General features: G+C 38.4%; 16 protein-coding genes and 1 pseudogene. 15 read left to right on the forward strand and 2 right to left on the reverse strand.

Features of this window, described 5'->3' with window-relative positions:
• Nucleotides 1-106 precede the first annotated feature (106 nt).
• A complete protein-coding gene (gene dacB, locus I8751_RS17130; protein WP_404800436.1) occupies nt 107-1,579 on the reverse strand; it encodes a D-alanyl-D-alanine carboxypeptidase/D-alanyl-D-alanine endopeptidase in 1,473 nt (490 codons plus the stop codon).
• 524 nt (nt 1,580-2,103) lie between these two features.
• On the opposite strand from dacB, the pseudogene I8751_RS17135 reads away from it, so the two are divergent.
• The 10 genes and pseudogenes from I8751_RS17135 to I8751_RS17180 all read left to right on the forward strand — a co-directional run.
• Nucleotides 2,104-2,235 (forward strand): annotated as a pseudogene (locus tag I8751_RS17135) (transporter substrate-binding protein); the annotation flags it as partial.
• Between the two features lie 746 nt (nt 2,236-2,981).
• Nucleotides 2,982-3,341 (forward strand): VOC family protein, encoded by a 360-nt coding sequence (locus I8751_RS17140; protein ID WP_214440336.1) that lies wholly within the window; start codon nt 2,982-2,984, stop codon nt 3,339-3,341.
• Between the two features lie 508 nt (nt 3,342-3,849).
• Nucleotides 3,850-4,452 carry an acyl-CoA dehydrogenase family protein gene (locus I8751_RS17145; RefSeq protein ID WP_214440337.1) on the forward strand — a complete coding sequence of 201 codons (603 nt, stop codon included), beginning with the start codon at nt 3,850-3,852 and terminating at the stop codon, nt 4,450-4,452.
• Between the two features lie 5 nt (nt 4,453-4,457).
• On the forward strand, nt 4,458-4,994 hold the full coding sequence (locus tag I8751_RS17150) for an acyl-CoA dehydrogenase family protein (protein ID WP_214440338.1): 537 nt from the start codon (nt 4,458-4,460) through the stop codon (nt 4,992-4,994).
• Nucleotides 4,991-6,034 (forward strand): AMP-binding protein, encoded by a 1,044-nt coding sequence (locus tag I8751_RS17155; protein WP_214440339.1) that lies wholly within the window; start codon nt 4,991-4,993, stop codon nt 6,032-6,034. Before I8751_RS17150 ends, I8751_RS17155 begins: the two co-directional genes overlap by 4 nt.
• A 9-nt stretch (nt 6,035-6,043) precedes the next feature.
• Nucleotides 6,044-6,202, forward strand: a complete 159-nt coding sequence (locus I8751_RS30460) for an AMP-binding protein (protein WP_214440340.1) — start codon at nt 6,044-6,046, stop codon at nt 6,200-6,202.
• On the forward strand, nt 6,189-6,470 hold the full coding sequence (locus I8751_RS17165; protein WP_214440341.1) for an AMP-binding enzyme: 282 nt from the start codon (nt 6,189-6,191) through the stop codon (nt 6,468-6,470). Before I8751_RS30460 ends, I8751_RS17165 begins: the two co-directional genes overlap by 14 nt.
• A gap of 58 nt (nt 6,471-6,528) precedes the next feature.
• A complete protein-coding gene (locus tag I8751_RS17170) occupies nt 6,529-7,350 on the forward strand; it encodes an alpha/beta fold hydrolase (protein WP_214440342.1) in 822 nt (273 codons plus the stop codon).
• Between the two features lie 6 nt (nt 7,351-7,356).
• Nucleotides 7,357-7,653, forward strand: coding sequence for an alpha/beta fold hydrolase (locus I8751_RS17175; protein ID WP_214440430.1), 297 nt, complete (start codon nt 7,357-7,359; stop codon nt 7,651-7,653).
• A gap of 5 nt (nt 7,654-7,658) precedes the next feature.
• Nucleotides 7,659-8,060 (forward strand): class I SAM-dependent methyltransferase, encoded by a 402-nt coding sequence (locus I8751_RS17180; protein ID WP_214440343.1) that lies wholly within the window; start codon nt 7,659-7,661, stop codon nt 8,058-8,060.
• Here the strand turns inward: I8751_RS17180 and I8751_RS30465 are convergent.
• Nucleotides 7,954-8,268, reverse strand: a complete 315-nt coding sequence (locus tag I8751_RS30465) for a carboxymuconolactone decarboxylase family protein (protein WP_214440344.1) — start codon at nt 8,266-8,268, stop codon at nt 7,954-7,956. The two genes, I8751_RS17180 and I8751_RS30465, sit on opposite strands and share 107 nt — an antisense overlap.
• A gap of 1,374 nt (nt 8,269-9,642) precedes the next feature.
• On the opposite strand from I8751_RS30465, the gene I8751_RS17190 reads away from it, so the two are divergent.
• From I8751_RS17190 to I8751_RS17210, 5 genes are all read left to right on the forward strand, one after another.
• The gene (locus I8751_RS17190; protein WP_214440345.1) at nt 9,643-10,878 is read left to right on the forward strand and encodes a sedoheptulose 7-phosphate cyclase; all 1,236 of its coding nucleotides are present in this window, start codon (nt 9,643-9,645) and stop codon (nt 10,876-10,878) included.
• Entirely contained in the window at nt 10,878-11,711 is an 834-nt protein-coding gene (locus I8751_RS17195) for an O-methyltransferase (RefSeq protein WP_214440346.1), read from the forward strand. The genes I8751_RS17190 and I8751_RS17195 overlap by 1 nt, the downstream gene beginning before the upstream one ends.
• A gap of 7 nt (nt 11,712-11,718) precedes the next feature.
• A complete protein-coding gene (locus I8751_RS17200; RefSeq protein ID WP_214440347.1) occupies nt 11,719-13,110 on the forward strand; it encodes an ATP-grasp domain-containing protein in 1,392 nt (463 codons plus the stop codon).
• Between the two features lie 903 nt (nt 13,111-14,013).
• Nucleotides 14,014-15,726, forward strand: coding sequence for a putative bifunctional diguanylate cyclase/phosphodiesterase (locus I8751_RS17205; protein ID WP_214440348.1), 1,713 nt, complete (start codon nt 14,014-14,016; stop codon nt 15,724-15,726).
• 85 nt (nt 15,727-15,811) lie between these two features.
• Nucleotides 15,812-17,257 (forward strand): cytochrome ubiquinol oxidase subunit I, encoded by a 1,446-nt coding sequence (locus I8751_RS17210; RefSeq protein WP_214440349.1) that lies wholly within the window; start codon nt 15,812-15,814, stop codon nt 17,255-17,257.
• The last annotated feature ends 1 nt before the right edge of the window (nt 17,258 follow it).

The raw sequence follows: 17,258 nt of genomic DNA on the forward strand, positions 1-17,258 counted from the left end.
AATATCAACCTATTCTAAACGCAATTTTAACAACGGTGTAATTGCGTTAACAATAATACATTTTCTTTAGATGTATTAATAATATCAACCTATTCTAAACGCAATTTTAACAACGGTGTAATTGCGTTAACAATACTACAATTTCATCCATTGCTTGCCGCACAACACTTGCAGGCTGTTCAGATTGATTAACCATAATACTAAAAATTAATGGATCATATTGAGGCGAATTAATATATCCAGAAAGAGAAATTACACCATTCATCGATCCTGTTTTAGCTTGTACAATTCCTACAGCAGTTGTGTTCAAAAAGCGATTTTTCAACGTACCGTTAACACCTGCGACAGGTAGGGAAGCACGAAAAATTTCTGCTTGTGGTGATTTTGCCATCACCTGTAAAACTTGCACTAAAGCTTCTGGACTAATTAAATTTTTGCGAGATAATCCTGAACCATCTACTAAAACATAACTTGTAGGAGCGATTCCCATTTGGGTTAAAGTAGTTTTCAAAACTTTTAACCCTGCATCAGCAGTAGTTTGATTTTTTTCTGGTGGTTGTTTAATAGCTAAAGTTTTTAGTAAAGCCTCAGCATATAAATTATTACTATTAACATTTATTTCAACCAACAACTGAGACAATGGTGGAGATTCAACTGCTGCTATTTCTTGTACATTCTTAGCACCAATGCCGCTAAACATCTTTGTTACAGAAATTCCTTCTCTTGCCAAACTTTGACGGAAGTGTCGCAAAAAGTTTTCAATAGGATCAAAAACAGCGATCGCAGTTATGTCAGGCTGAGAATTCACAGCCAGTTGACCTTGAATCCGTAGTATCGGCCCTTTTAAATCACGACTAACTTCAACTGATCCTGGTGTATCTGTTTGAGTAGTTACAGAGTTATTTTCAATTTGCCACCGATATGCTTCTGTAGGTTCAGTCCACCTAAGCCGTAATGGTTGTCCTATAGTTTGAGGCAACAACGACAACACAGCAGCATTTTCATTTAAAATTAAGCTGTTGACTGGTGCGCCATAATAAGCCTGTACATCTTCCCATTGCCAACTGGGATTAATACTTTCTCCTTGAAAATAACTATCATCGGCAATCAGTTGCTGGACTTGACTAATACCAAGCTTGCGTAACTGTTTGGCTAATTCTGTTAAGTGGGCATTTTTGAGGCTGGGATCTCCCCTACCCACAACACGCAAAACACCATCACTGTCTTGATAAACAGAAGTGCGAATGCGAAAATTTGCACCTAATTGCTGTAATGCTGCTGCTGTTGTGAGTAACTTGGCATTGGAAGCAGGAGTAAAATATTTTTCAGCATCTCGACTGTAAAGAGTTTGGGCAGATGACAGCGACTTGGCAAGAACACCCCAACGCATCCGACTGAATTGAGGACGATTGATTAACACATCCACCGCTGATTTTAGTTCGGTAGGGCAAATTGACTTGGGTCGACTTGCCGATGCAACAGGGGTTTGTGCTTTAACACCAGTAAAACTAAAAGCTATCTGAGTAGTTAAAAATAACAGCAAAAAACTCAGTGGTTTGTTGAATGTGTTCAGTCTCACTCATACTCCTTCTACCAATCACCGATTTTGACTACAACTTCTGTTTTCCAACAGAGGTAGCTAAGTATAGTTACTTAATAAGTCTGATTAAGACGTTAACATATTTAGTAAGCACGCAGTTCTACTATACTAGTAACTTAAGATACCTAGATTGGGGTAATCGTTGCACCTTACTTGGTTGTTAAAAGGGTAGGGTATCTGAGTGCGATCGCGCTTTTTGCATTTTACACATCCAAGAGCCGCAGTTTTTAAGCCGCCACTTATCTACGCTAGTTAAAATCAAGAGTTACTTTTAATTACGTGTAAGATTTGGGGAATACTTAAATACTAGTAGTCTGCCAACCCAAAAATGCGCTTGTGAGGGCTGGGGAAAGGGGAAAGGGAAAAGGGTAAGGGATTTAAACCCTTTCCCCCTTCCCCCTTACCCTTTACCCCGCCAAGTTCCCTTGGCGTACTACTAGATAGGTTACAGCCTAAAAAACTTGTGAATAAAAAAATATTTTTTTTAGTAATAACTTTTGGATTCTGCTAACCGTAAAACCGTGAAGCCTGTCTTTGAAAAGTACAATCATCTGCTGATTTATCCTGTTCAGTATGAAGGACTGGAAGAGTCACCAAATATCGTCTACACAGGCGCAGCACCAAACCAACAAATTATATCGGCAAGTAGATAACAAGTATCGCAAATTTTTCACTAATTATTTAGAGATATTTGGTTATTCTGATATTTTATTAGTATCTCAGTTTGGAGATACTGTTTTTTCGGTTTCAATGGGTGTTGGCACTAAAAGAATTACAGAAGAATTTATAATTACCATTCCCTTATATCAACATTTTAAATAGAATAACTACGAATGATTATGGCAATCATACTGTATTTAATGTTCTAAATAATACTGCAATCGCTAAACTTAAGGCGATTCAGCTACCACAAAAGTAACTACAGCACTATTGTCAAAATTGTTATTGCATACCTGTAATTTTAAGTTCCAGTGTAATAACTGAAGTCTGCTCAAGTCGACTCCCATCCATACCTTGAATAGTCATGAAGTCGTGAAAATAGAGTAAAATGCCTTTTTAATATGGAAATAATGCTAAGATTTTTATACTTAAAACTAATAGTGTTAGCTAATGTTAAATTGGTTTGATAAAAAACTACGTAATAATAGGCAACTTAGATTATACAAGTAATAACTATATAAAAGATGTTGTGTCTAGCAAAGGGAGTAAGAATCAAATGGTATTTGATTGATCAATAGAAATAATACATTGATTTATGTGATCTAAAAGCTAAAGAGTTTTTTCAAACTAAATATTAGGGTGCATCTTGATTGATCTGAATCAACTCTTGTTGCTAAACAAGCATAATAAAATACACTAGCTACCTAGTAGAAAGGTTGCAATGCAAATTCTTAAAGTTCTAACAAGAGTCTATCTCAATCCAATAGATTTAGATGATGCGATCGCTTTTTATGAAAACCTCTTTACAGAAAGCTGCTGGTTGTGGTCTCAATATTCTGAAGCGGGATTGGAACTTGCTGGTGTAGGTTCTATTCTCTTAATTGCTGGTTCGGCTGAAGCACTCTCCCCCTTCGAGAGTACAAAAGCTACATTTCTAGTCGATTCACTTAATGATTTTCGCGAGGCACTGACTCAGCAAGGTGCAGTGATTTTAGCAGAACCGGATAAAGTCCCTACTGGAAGCAATATGCGAGCGATACATCCTGACGGAACAATTATTGAATACATTGAATTTCGCTAAGTGAACTATTTGCCCCGAATATTTAGTACTGACTACGGTAAGTGTTATTAGTCTGATTTATTTCAAAACTTCACTTTTATACGCAGTTATGTAAAGTTAGACAAAAGAGGATAAATCTCTTAATTATCTCGATTTACCGTATATTAGACAATATTTCTACCAATAGCGGGAATTAATTACATTATTCTCTGATGAGAGTGATGTATTTCTTTTGTAAAGCTCTCAAATAAATATTGATTTTTCTGAAATATGCAGGCATATTATATTTGTAACAATTTATAAGTTTTTTACGTAAAATTACTTGTTTGTCTAAGTAGCTTGCTTGCTCCTATTTTGTCTTTTTAAATACAAATACTGTTAAAAAGGAAATATTCAGTTTTTTGGCAGCAAAAAAAATAAGTAAGTAGATCCACGGTTGTCAGTTTTTATCAACGTGATATCTTCAGAAAATAATCTTAAGAAAATATAAAATTTTATATTCTTTATTTACAAAAGATAGGTAAAGTCAATGTACTTTAATTGGAGTCAAAAGCAGCAGCAACTATATGAGCAAACATTAGAGTTTGCTGAATACAACCTTAAAAAATTATTGTCTGAACCTGTTTATCAAAGCTTTTTTCCTTATAGTCAGTGGCAAAAATGTGGAGAAATAGGCTTATTGGGTTTATGTGTCTCTCCACAATATGGCGGCATGGGGTTAGATGCATTAACTACAGCTAGAGTTGAAGAAGCTTTGGGCAAAATATGCGAAGACGGAGGGTTTCTTTTCTCAGTTGCAGCTCATTTATGTGCTTGTGTGATGCCTATTTATGAGTATGGCAGTGAAGAACTCAAGCAGGCTTTTCTTTCTTCTCTATGTTCTGGAAAATTGGTTGGCGCAAATGCCATGACGGAAACAGAGGCAGGCTCAGATATCTCCCATCTTCAAACTCTAGCGGTTCGTGAGGGCGATGAATATATCCTCAATGGAACCAAAAGTTATGTGTCTAATGCCCCCATCGCCGATGTTTTTATTGTTTACGCAACCACCAATCCTGCTCATGGACACATGGGTATTAGTGCCTTTGTTGTTGAACGAAATATACCAGGAGTGGTGATGGTGAATCTTTAAAAAAAATGGGATTGCACACATCCTTAATTAGTCCTGTGACTTTCGAGAACTGTCGAATTCCCTGTAAGCAACGAATAGGAGAAGAAGGAAAAGGAACTACCATCTTTGCTCAATCTATGCAGTGGGAACGGAGTTGTTTATTTGCGACATATCTAGGCATGATGGAACGCCAGTTAGAGAAAACTATTGCTCATGCTTCAGCGCGAAAACAGTTCCGTAAATCTATTAGTAAAAATCAGGCTGTTTCTCACCGGATAGTCGATATGAAACTCAGGCTGGAAGCGGCTCGTATGCTGGTTTATCGGGCGTGTTGGTTAATGGATCAAGGTGAAGATGCTGTTATGGATGTCTCGTTAGCCAAATTAGCAGTGAGTGAAGCGGCAATTCAATCTAGTTTAGATGCAGTGCAAATTCACGGTGGAATTGGCTATTTAACAGAAACAGGTATGGAAGAGATGTTGCGAGATTCCATCCCTACAACTTTGTTTTCGGGAACTTCAGAAATTCAACGGGATTTAATTGCTAGGAGACTAGGTTTATGAATTTATCAGACCTAGTAATTGAATCTGCTCGCAAGCACCCACAGGCTTTGGCGGTGCGATCGCCTGAACAAAATCTTACATACAGCGAACTGGATGCTTTAGCTAATCGTCTGGCTCGCGCTCTAGCTGAACTTGGTGTCAGACAAGGAAGTAGAGTCGGAATTTGGTTAGATAAATCGGCTGTGGCGATCGCTTTGATGCAAGGGATTCTCAGACTAGGTGCTGCTTACGTACCTATAGATCCGTTGAGTCCGGTATTGCGAGCTGCAATGATTATTAGAGACTGTCAGCTCAGTGCGATCGCTACTACACACTCTCGCGCCGAACAACTTTTAAAAGATGATTTCGCAGATATTAAATGTTTAACTATCGATAAATCTTGGCCAGAAATACTGGTTTTTTCTGATCAACCTATAGAACGTTTACCCCAAGAGGATCATGAATTAGCTTATATCCTTTACACATCCGGTTCTACTGGTAAGCCAAAGGGAGTGTGTCTCAGTCACCAAAACGCTTTAGCATTTATTGAATGGGCAGCTGAAGAAATAAATGTCCAACCAACCGATAGATTCTCGAACCATGCTCCTTTTCATTTTGATTTGTCGGTACTAGATATCTATGTACCTTTTTTGAAAGGAGCTTGTGTTTGTTTAATTCCAGAAGGAATTGCCTATATTCCTCAGCGATTAGTTAACTTTTTACTTCAAGAAAAAATCACAGTTTGGTACTCTGTTCCTTCTGTTTTAATCTTAATGATGCTGCACGGTAGTTTATTAGAAGTGCAAGAACACTCCTTAAGAATCATACTTTTTGCAGGAGAAGCTTTTCCTCTTAAGTACCTAAAACAGTTACACCAGCATTGGCAAGATATCCGTTTACTTAATTTATATGGGCCTACAGAAACTAATGTTTGTACTTATTTTGAAGTAAAAAATATCTCTGAAAAGCAAACAGTATCAATTCCAATTGGTAAAGCTTGTTGTCGTAACAAAATTTGGGGAATTAATCATCAAGGGAAAGAAATTGCAATAGGAGAATAAGGGGAATTAATGGTATCTGGCCCTACAGTGATGTTAGGTTACTGGGGTCAATCATTACAGAAAGAGCAACCCTACGCTACAGGTGATATTGTTCGCTTACAGGATGATGAAAATTATGTACTTGTAGGTCGTAGAGATGCTTTAGTTAAAGTCCGTGGATCGAATTGAACTAGGTGAAATAGAAGCTGCACTGCTTTCTCATGCTGACATTGCTGAAGTCGCTGTTGTTGTTGTAGGTAAAGAAATGACAGCCCGCTTAGCGGCTTTTGTAGTTACCAAGAATCATGCTTTATCTTTGATAGATATCAAACAATATTGTTCTTCTAAATTACCTCGTTACATGATTGTTGATAAAGTTTATTTTTTAGATAGTTTACCTCAAAATCGCAATGGAAAAACTGATCGCTTGAAATTACTGGAATTAGCAGAAAAATAATTGCAATTCAGGACTTAAGTTCAGCAGTTTATTGATTTACTTACCTTACTTAAACAATATGACAACTATCACAAAAAATAATGCCAAGATTCAGGCAGAATTGATTACTTTCATCAATGCAGAAATTCTAGAAAGTGAAGATAGTGGTTTAGATTCGGATACTCCATTATTAGCTATTGGTATTTTAGATTCTTTAGCAATGGTTTCTTTAATTGCAAAAATTGAAGATGCCTTTGGTGTAAGAGTACCTGATGAAGCTGTAAACCCGGATAATTTTCAATCTGTTGCTGCTATTGCTCAGATGATAGATTCAATTCAAGAAAAAAATGCTCAATTATCACCTTTAGATAGTCATCTAGACCCGTACATTAAATCTTTAACAGATTCCCTAAAAATTTTAGAATCTGCTGGTATTAAACGCCATAAACTACAGTTAACCCAACAACAAGGAGAGTTACATTATCTTCAAGTAACAGGCAATACTGATTACAGTTATGTGTTTTTACCTGGGGTGGGAAACCCTTCTAGTAGCTGGGGAAATATGCTATTGAGTTTAAACGGTGAACAATCTGCGATCGCAGTTGATTTACTAGGATTTGGCTTGTCGTCTATAGCTAGCGATCGCCCCAATTATGCTGACAATATTCAAGCTGTTTTAACTCTACTAGAAACTCAGCAAATTCCCCAACCTTGGATTTTAGTAGGTAGTTCAGCCGGAGCTATGATTGGGGCAGAAATTAGCCGTTTAAAACCAGAGTCAGTTAAGGCTTTAATAATTACAGGATTTGGTTTTGTCCAAAATCCAACTGCATGGTGGGAATATTTGATGAATTTATCAAAATCTCCTCAAAAATTTCTGGAGGCTGCTTATTATCGTTAGCCTAAACTGACTAAATCCTTACAAAAGTTAGTTGATGGTGTTCTTTCTCGTCCTGCATATCAGAGTTTTTTAGATCAAGGAGGATTTGAATTTATGCAATCCTGCTTTGAAGATCTAAAAGTTCCGACATTAATTGTTGCTGGCGAAGAAGATAAAATTATTCCTCAAGCAGATGTGATCAAGCTTTCAGAAAAGTTACCAGATGCTCAACTGGATTGGTTAGCAAGATGTGGTCATTTTCCACCTAGTGAACAACCAGAAGAATTACTCTTTTTGATCCAAAACTTTCTCAAACACAATTAACTAATATGCTGACAGAATATCGTCAAAATTGGAATACATACTGGAGTCGTATTCAAGACTCTTCAGAAGTCTTGTGGAATGTATCACATCTTTTAGGTGTCAAACTTGATTTTGAACGTTTCCAGCCTTTTTTAAAAGATCCTCATTTACCACTGATTGATTTTGGCTGTGGAGACGGGACGCAAACTCAGTTTTTTGCCCAACATTTTTCCCAAGTTCTTGGTTTAGAAATTAGTCAAACAGCAATAGAACTGGCGCGTCACCAAGCACAAGATGCAGGATTATCTATTACTTATGAAGTTATAGATAGTTTAGAAACTGTACAGCATATTCATGAGCATTTCGGAGATGCCAACATTTATATGCGGGGTGTATTGCATCAAATTGATCTAATAAAACTTTTCTAGTAATAGCTTCGTGGGCTGTAGCGCAAAATTTACATTCATTTTGCAAAGATACATAAGTAGCAATCAATTCCCTCTCTCCAGCAGACAAAGGAGAATCTCCTTGTAGTAATGCCTCTGTCAATTCACCGATAAGTTTACCTGTATCAGATCGGTATTTCATTAAAGCAATAATGCCAGGGAACTCAGATGGTAGATCAATATAACTCATGTTTTACTCTTTTATTTTCAATGGTTTAGCTTGATGGAATTAGATATTAATAATAATAACTATATCTATAACATTTGTCATTTATTTTACTTGTAATTAGCAATAAGAATGAACAGATATGTACCTTTCTTATCCCAGGTCAAAAACCACAAAATTTTGAATATAAAATATGTAAATAATCATGTTATACATCAATAGTTTAAAGTTCTTTTAAGAAATATTTAAAGTACAAAATTATACTTTTTTAGTCGCAGTAAAAAATAAAAATCTATTTTCTATTACATTTTTTTGAGTAATTATACTCATTTTGTCTTAAAGTAGTTCCTGAGAAGCTTGCTAGGCTTAATTTTTACTAAATATCTTAGTTATTTAATTAACGATATACGAGTACCATTTTTTGAAATCTGTCTTTGGTTTAGGTGCAATAAGTTACAAACGATGATATGTTGAGAAATATGAAGGGAGCCTTAAGCAACCTAGAGCAGCTAAAATAACTACTCTCAATTGCTTACAACTCTTTATCCATAGGCTAAAAACTGAAAATTTATTCGGACTGTATCTGCCATGAAGGATTAAAAAATGAGAAATAATCTATGAAGTTTTATTGCATAAATTTGCAGAAAGCTTAAACTCCAGCAAAACTGATAATGTTTTTGCTGCGGAGAATAAACTAAATGCGCCCAATCTTCAGCGCAATTTTTTGATGCGCCTAAATTCATAACTATAATCAAATATTTATAGAAACTAACCTCTTTGGCTAATGCATCAAAAAAGTTTCAATTGCTGTTTACTTTTAGTAAACCACTCTTGTAAATCACCAAAATTTTAAATTTAAGCAAATACGGAAACTAACTTAAAACTTTCCTTTTTTCGTTAAAGGCAGAAATGATGGACATTCTCTCAGCCAAGTCTGAAACTATTAAAACAGCTTTTCGTTTACAAAATCAAAAAAATGGGTGCAATAATTTACAAACGATGTTATGTTGAAAAATGTAAATAATTCTGAAGCAACTTAAGCAAATTCAAATAACTGCTCTAGCTTACTTACAAGCTGCTAAAAGTCCATAACTTCCTGGATTATATCTAGCGCCATAAAGTTTAAAAACGAGAGAAAAATTCTGATTTTTCCGACTCTTGTTTATATAGTTTTTCAAGCTTATCAAAGACCTTGAAATGTTTTTTTGCACTTGTGAAAGTAGATGTGCCAAATATTTGGTGCGTTGTTTAGGCACACATAGCCTTGCAATGATCTAATTATAGTCTTCTCGAAATTACCTCTTGATTCTGAGTGAATTAAGGGTACTTCAGTTGCGCAATACTTTTGGCGAACAAAAAATCAACTCCACCTCTTTATTTCATCTAAGGAACACAAAAATGAGCATCGTTCAAGCTGAATTTAAAGCTAATGAAACCAGCTTTCACGTCAAAGGATACGAAAAGATTGAGTACGACTTAGTTTATGTGGATGGAGTTTTTGATATTAAAAATCAAGAGCTTGCTGATACATATAGAAATTTTGGACGTTGCTTAGCTGTTGTAGACGCTAACGTTAACCGTTTCTACAATCAGCAAATTGAAGAATATTTCCGTTATTACGGCATTGACCTGACACTTTTCCCGATTACGATTACCGAACCTAACAAGACTATTCAAACTTTTGAGAAAGTTATAGATGCATTTGCAGACTTTAAATTAGTTCGCAAAGAACCAGTCTTAGTAGTGGGTGGCGGTTTAATTACAGACGTTGTAGGTTTTGCCTGCTCTACTTACCGTCGCAGTAGCAATTACATTCGTATTCCTACAACTTTAATTGGTTTAATTGATGCCAGTGTTGCCATCAAAGTGGCAGTTAACCATAAAAAACTGAAAAACCGTTTGGGTGCTTATCATGCTTCCCAAAAAGTTTTCTTGGACTTTTCCTTCCTTCGTACTTTACCAACAGACCAAGTGCGTAATGGCATGGCGGAATTAGTCAAAATCGCCGTGGTTGGTCACAAAGAAGTATTTGAGTTGCTGGAAAAATACGGTGAAGAACTGCTGCATACCCATTTTGGCAACATTGATGCTACTCCAGAGATCAAAAAAATAGCTCATCAGGTGACTTACAAAGCCATCAAAAAAATGTTGGAGTTGGAAGTACCCAATCTACATGAGTTAGATCTAGATAGAGTAATTGCTTACGGACATACCTGGAGTCCGACATTAGAACTTGCACCCATTGTGCCAATGTTCCACGGACATGCAGTCAACATCGACATGGCTTTATCTGCAACGATCGCCTCATCCAGAAACTATATCACTACCGAAGAACGCGATCGCATTTTAGGATTGATGAGTCGTATTGGTCTAGCTCTAGATCATCCTTTATTAGATGAAGAACTCTTATGGCGCGCAACTGAATCTATAAGCTTAACTCGTGATGGTTTGCAAAGAGCCGCAATGCCAAAACCCATCGGTAGTTGTACCTTTGCTAACGACTTGACCCGTGAAGAATTGGCAGCAGTTTTACTTGAACACAAAGAACTTTGCACAAGCTATCCCCGTGGTGGCGAGGGTGTAGATATGTACCCTGTGAGCTATAAAACAGAACTAGTTGGAAGTACAAAATAATGTCTAGTACAATTGCAAAACCGACAGCTAGACCTGTCACACCACTAGGAATCTTAGCCAAAAAGCTAGAAACTGTTGTTCAAGAGATTAACCAACATCCAGACTTACCTGAATCTTTAGTTACTCAAATCCATCAAGCATGGCGTTTAGCAGCAGGTCTAGATCCTTACTTAGAAGAATGTACTACTCAAGAATCTCCTGCTTTAGCTGCACTATCTGAGAAAACAGCCACAGAAGCCTGGAGTGAACGCTTTACCCAAGGTGCAACCGTGCGTCCTCTAGAGCAAGAAATGCTATCTGGTCATATAGAAGGACAAACTCTAAAAATGTTTGTTCACATGATCAAAGCTAAAAAAGTTCTAGAAATTGGCATGTTTACTGGTTATTCGGCGTTAGCAATGGCCGAAGCATTACCGCAAGACGGAGTATTGGTTGCTTGTGAAGTTGATCCTTTTGCTGCTGAAGTTGCACAGGCGGCTTTTGGGGAATCTCCTGACGGAGGTAAAATCCGTGTAGAACTAGGTTCAGCTTTAGAAACCTTGCAAAAGTTAGCAGAGGCTCAAGAATCATTTGATTTGGTGTTTATTGATGCCGATAAAAAAGAGTATGTAGCCTACTTTCAGATGCTGTTAGATACCAATTTGCTAGCACCGACAGGCTTTATCTGTGTAGATAACACCCTACTACAAGGAGAAGTCTATTTACCAGCACAAGAACGCACCGCCAACGGCGAAGCGATCGCCCAATTTAATCAAATTGTAGCCCTTGATACAAGGGTAGAACAAGTTTTATTGCCATTGCGAGATGGTTTGACCATTATCCGCAGACGGTAATCGGTATATGGCACAATCTATTTCCTTTTCTTCATCGCCTGCTAAAGAGTCTCTTTCTAAAGAGGCAAAAATAGCCGCAATTATCCAAAATATCGGTACTTTGGTGCTGCTGTTACTAGCATTGCCCATTAATGCCACCATCGTTGTTATATCTTTGTTTTGGGGTATTATTTTGCGTCCCTTCCAGCGTTCAGCCAAGGTCGCAAACCCCAAAAACATTTTGATCAGTGGCGGTAAAATGACCAAAGCTTTACAACTAGCTAGGTCATTCCACGCCGCCGGACACAGGGTCATTCTGCTGGAAACTGATAAATATTGGCTATCTGGTCATCAATTTTCCCAGGCGGTAGATAAATTTTATACAGTTGCCGCCCCTCAGGAAAACCCAGAAAGTTATATTCAGGCACTAGTAAACATCATCAAACAAGAAAATATTGATGTTTACGTTCCTGTAACTAGTCCAGTTGGAAGTTATTATGACTCCTTAGCCAAACCAGTGTTATCCCAACATTGCGAAGTATTTCACTTTGACGCAGATATCACCCAAATGTTGGATGATAAATATGCGCTGGTTCAGAAAGCGCGATCGCTTGGTTTATCAGTACCGAAATCCTTTAAAATCACCTCTGCCGAAGAAGTCCTGAATTTCGACTTTTCTAGAGAATCTCGTCAATACATCCTCAAAAGCATTCCTTACGACTCAGTGCGGCGTTTAGACTTAACCAAACTCCCTTGCGCTACCCCTGAAGAAACAGCAGCCTTCGTCAAAAGCTTACCAATCAGTCCCGAAAAGCCGTGGATTATGCAAGAATTTATTCCTGGTAAGGAATTTTGCACCCATAGCACTGTCCGGGATGGTGAATTGCGATTGCATTGCTGCTGCGAATCTTCAGCATTTCAAGTCAACTATGAAAATGTGGAAAACTCTCAAATTAGAGAATGGGTGCGGCATTTTGTCAAGGAATTGAAACTAACTGGACAAATTTCCTTCGATTTCATCGTCACCGAAGATGGTACAGCTTACGTAATTGAGTGTAATCCCCGCACTCACTCAGCAATTACTACCTTCTACGATCACCCCGAAGTTGCAGAAGCCTATTTGGGAAATGAACCAATGGCTGAACCCTTACAGCCATTGGCCACAAGCAAACCCACCTATTGGACTTATCATGAAGTTTGGCGTTTAACTGGTATCCGTTCTTTTACACAACTAAAAACATGGATGCAGAATATTTGGCGCGGGACTGATGCGATTTACCAGTTAGATGATCCTCTACCATTTTTAATGGTGCATCACTGGCAAATTCCTTTACTCTTGCTCAACAACCTGCGCCGACTTAAAGGTTGGACACGCATAGACTTCAACATCGGTAAGTTGGTGGAATTGGGAGGAGATTAACTCGAATTTCTCACGCAGAGGCGCAAAGAAGACCGCAAGAGTCACTCTGTGTCACGGACACTTTGCTCAAGTCGGGAGACCCCTTCGGGTGACGCTCGCAAGCTCGCTACCGCTGCGCTAACGCCAGTTGCCTGCGGAGGGAAACCCTCCCGCAGCACTGGACTCACCGCCCACGCAAGTGTCCTCCTCTGTGCCTCTGTGGTTCATTAATTACAGGACTTACGCAAAAATCACCAAAAATCTTAATTTATCGAACCGCCAAGACGCTAAGAACGCCTTCGCGCAGCGTTTCGTAGAGAAGAATTTGTAGAGTGTGCGTAAGTCCTAAATTACTAAAACTATATTATTTACTCTTATGCTAATCAAGCATTTGAGATCATCATTCAACTTCATCCATCTCTGCGTAGCACTTATAGAGAAAAGCAAGCTCAGTTAGTACAGCAAGAATTAGAAAAAGTTAATCCTGAAATAGACCATTAACGAACTATTAACCACATATCAAGCTCTCCTAAATAAGACACCGATCAACTTACTTCATATTTATACTATGTACAACAAGAACTAAATTTGTTAATAATTTCGCAAATAATTTAAGACTGTTATAGGAGGTAGCAAAAAAATATCGCGGTTATTAGATAACTTTACATGAATTTTATTTATGTGAAAATTTATATAAATTAGCAATTTTACGTGGTGCAATTTTAATTAAAAAATAACTATCTAATCAGCTTTATCGAAAGTACATCTGAACATTGATCAAGTGGAAAGCAATATTGGGAAATATAAGATACAGCCTGATTTAGATTCACAATCTATTAGAGCTTATTGCCGTAGATGGTGAATTTAAAAAATCTTTTTATCAGGGTACTTCATAACCAATTTGCTAATTTTTGCTCAGAATCTATGAAGCTAAATCACAAACTTTTCCTGTACTCTTCCTTGGCTCATTTCAGATTACTCAAGAAAAGTTACACCGCCAAAATCATGTTGGTGGCATTTTTAGGCACACATGTACCACTTCTGACCTTATTATTCAGTTTCGTTATCTCTAACTCCTATTCTTTGGAGATGGCAGTACAAGTTTTGATCATTGCTTTGTTCGCTACGTTAGTGGGTACGGCAGCCACTCTCTATGCTCTCCGCCATCTTCTCGCCCCAGTTATTTTGACATCTGCTGCGTTACAAGATTATCTTAATACGAAAACATTACCTGAATTACCTACACAATTTGCCGATGAAGCAGGAACACTGATGGCAGATACCTCACAAACCCTGCACAAATTAGATGAATTAATTCACTACATTACTAACTATGACGACTTAACTGGTTTACCCAATCGAGATTTGTTCCGCGATCGCCTCAATGATACCTTATCTCAACCTCAAAACCACCAGCGACTTGTAGCAGTCTTTTTGCTGGGTATTGATGATTTTACTTCTATGAGTCATGCATTAGAGCATGAACAAACTAATCTCTTATTAAGAGCAGTTACCCAGCGTTTGACAACCTGCATAGCTCAAACAGATATTCTGGCTCATTTGAGTAAAGATGAATTTGCGATCGCTCAAATCGAGATTCATTCTTTTGAGAGCGTAATCAAATTATCTCAATTGCTATTAACTACCCTGGCAAAACCTTTTTCTATAGAAGGCAACTCGATTCACATCACAGTTAGCATCGGCATCACAATTAATGATTTCGACGCTTCCAATGGAGTGGATCAACTCTTACAACAAGCTCACATCGCACTTTATGAAGCAAAACAGCAAGGACGTAACCGATTCCAGTTTTATTCACCAGAAATTAATGCTCAGTTACAGCAGCGACTGACCTTAGAAAATGAATTACATGGGGCACTTGAGCGCAACGAAATGCTGGTATACTATCAACCCCTGATTGATTTACACAGCAGACAAATAATGGCTATGGAAGCGTTGGTTCGTTGGCAACATCCAACTTTGGGTTTGGTTTCTCCCGCACAGTTTATTCCCATCGCCGAAGCTAATAATTTAATCATCCCAATTGGTGAATGGGTTTTGCGAACTGCTTGCGCCCAAAACCGTGCTTGGCAGCTTGCCGGATTTTCCCCAATTCGCATTTCGGTAAACTTATCAGCTCGACAATTTGAACTGCCGAATTTAGTAGAGGTAATCAGCCAGATTCTGCAAGAAACGGGGCTAGAAGCATCTAAGTTAGAATTAGAAGTTACTGAAAGCTTCTTAATGGCTGATATTCAGCGATCTGTGAAAACCCTCAAACAATTGCGAGAACTGGGTATATCGCTGGCTTTGGATGACTTCGGCACTGGTTATTCTTCTTTGAACTATTTGAAACGTTTTCCTGTGAATATGCTAAAAATTGATCGGTCATTTGTGCAAGATGTAACGACCAATCCTGACAGTGCCGCTGTCACAGATGCGATCATTGCCTTAGCCAAAAGTTTGCGATTAAACATCACAGCCGAAGGCGTAGAAACTCAAGAACAACTTGAATATTTGCAAATGCGCGGGTGTCATGAAGGTCAAGGGTATCACATCAGCCGCCCTGCCCCTGCCGATATAGTTACTCAAATGTTGCAGGATAGTGTTCAGCCAGTAGAAGCGATCGCTGCATAACGAAAATCTTAATTGCATATTTATCCCTTTCAGATCTGGGTATGGGTCTATCCTGTTAAGTGTGGCTAACTAAGGGAGAAAATTCGTGGAATTTTTATCCGATTCTGTGGTGCTATCACGGATGCAATTTGCTCTGACTGCGATATTCCATATACTTTGGCCTGTCTTAACTACAGGGATGGGGATTTATCTGGTAATTGTCGAGGGAGTGTGGCTGAAGACTCGTAATCCAGATTATTATCTCCATGCCCGTTTCTGGTCTAAGTTTTACGTTTTGAACTTTGGGATTGGTGTAGCGACGGGTATCCCAATGGAATTTCAGTTTGGCACTAATTGGGCACCCTTTTCTGAAGCAGCAGGTAACTTTTTTGGTAGTGTCATTGGCTTTGAAGCTTCTTGGGCATTCATGCTAGAAGCTGCATTTTTAGGAATTATGTTATTTGGCTGGGAGCGCGTCAACCCTGCCATTCACTATCTTGCTACCATTTTGGTGGCTGTGGGGGCTAACTTATCAACCCTGTGGATTTTGACAGCAAATTCCTGGATGCAAACTCCCGCAGGTGGGGAAATGGTCAATGGCAAATTTATTGTCCACGATTACTTCCAGGCAATTTTGAATCCCTTTATGGTCAACAGTGTGCTGCACATGTTCTTTGCCACATTGGAGACTTCTTTATTTGTAATTGGGGGAATTAGTGCTTGGTATGTGCTGAAAGAACGCCATCCAGCTTTTTTTGCTAAATCTTTGAAGATTGCCTTAGCCGCTGCGATCGCAGTTGCTCCATTACAAATATACATTGGGCATTTAAGCGGCGAACAAGTTTTTCACTATCAACCAACAAAATTAGCTGCAATGGAGGCACAGTGGGAATCTTCTCGTGCTGGACAGCCTGCCGATTGGAGTCTTTTAGCTATACCCAACGAAAAAGCCCAAAAAAATGACTGGGAAATTACCGTACCCAATGCATTGGGATACATTCTGGAATTTAAAAAGAATCTTTCCGAACCCTTACGCGGTTTGAAAGAATGGAAACCAGAGGATCGTCCCCACATGGTTGGTTTGATTTACTACGCTTTCCGTACCATGATTGCTATTGGCTTTTTCTTTGCAGGATTAATGCTATTGAGTACGCTGCAATGGTTGCGGGGTAAGCTCTCAGGTGAAAATATTACTCAGCAAAAATGGTTAATGCGTGCTTGGATTTTAGCGGCTCCTTTGGGATACATTGCTGTAGAATCCGGTTGGATTGTGCGCTGTGTGGGTAGACAGCCGTGGACTCTCTACGGACAGATTCGTACAGTTGACGCTGCATCTCATATACCTGCTAGCAACGTCTTAGTCTCGCTGACTGGCTTTGCCACAGTCTACAGCATTTTATTTGTTGCGGTTTTGTACTTTGGAAGTCGCATTATCCGTAGAGGCCCCAATTTAGATTTACCAATACCAGGTATGGAAGTCTACAAGCCAGCTGTGGAAACTACCCCTGGAGAATTTGTTCCCGATAAACGTCCTGTAGAAGCACAAGAGTAGG

The organism is Atlanticothrix silvestris CENA357 (assembly GCF_016056295.1).
In the GTDB taxonomy this organism is placed as follows: Bacteria; Cyanobacteriota; Cyanobacteriia; order Cyanobacteriales; family Nostocaceae; genus Atlanticothrix; species Atlanticothrix silvestris.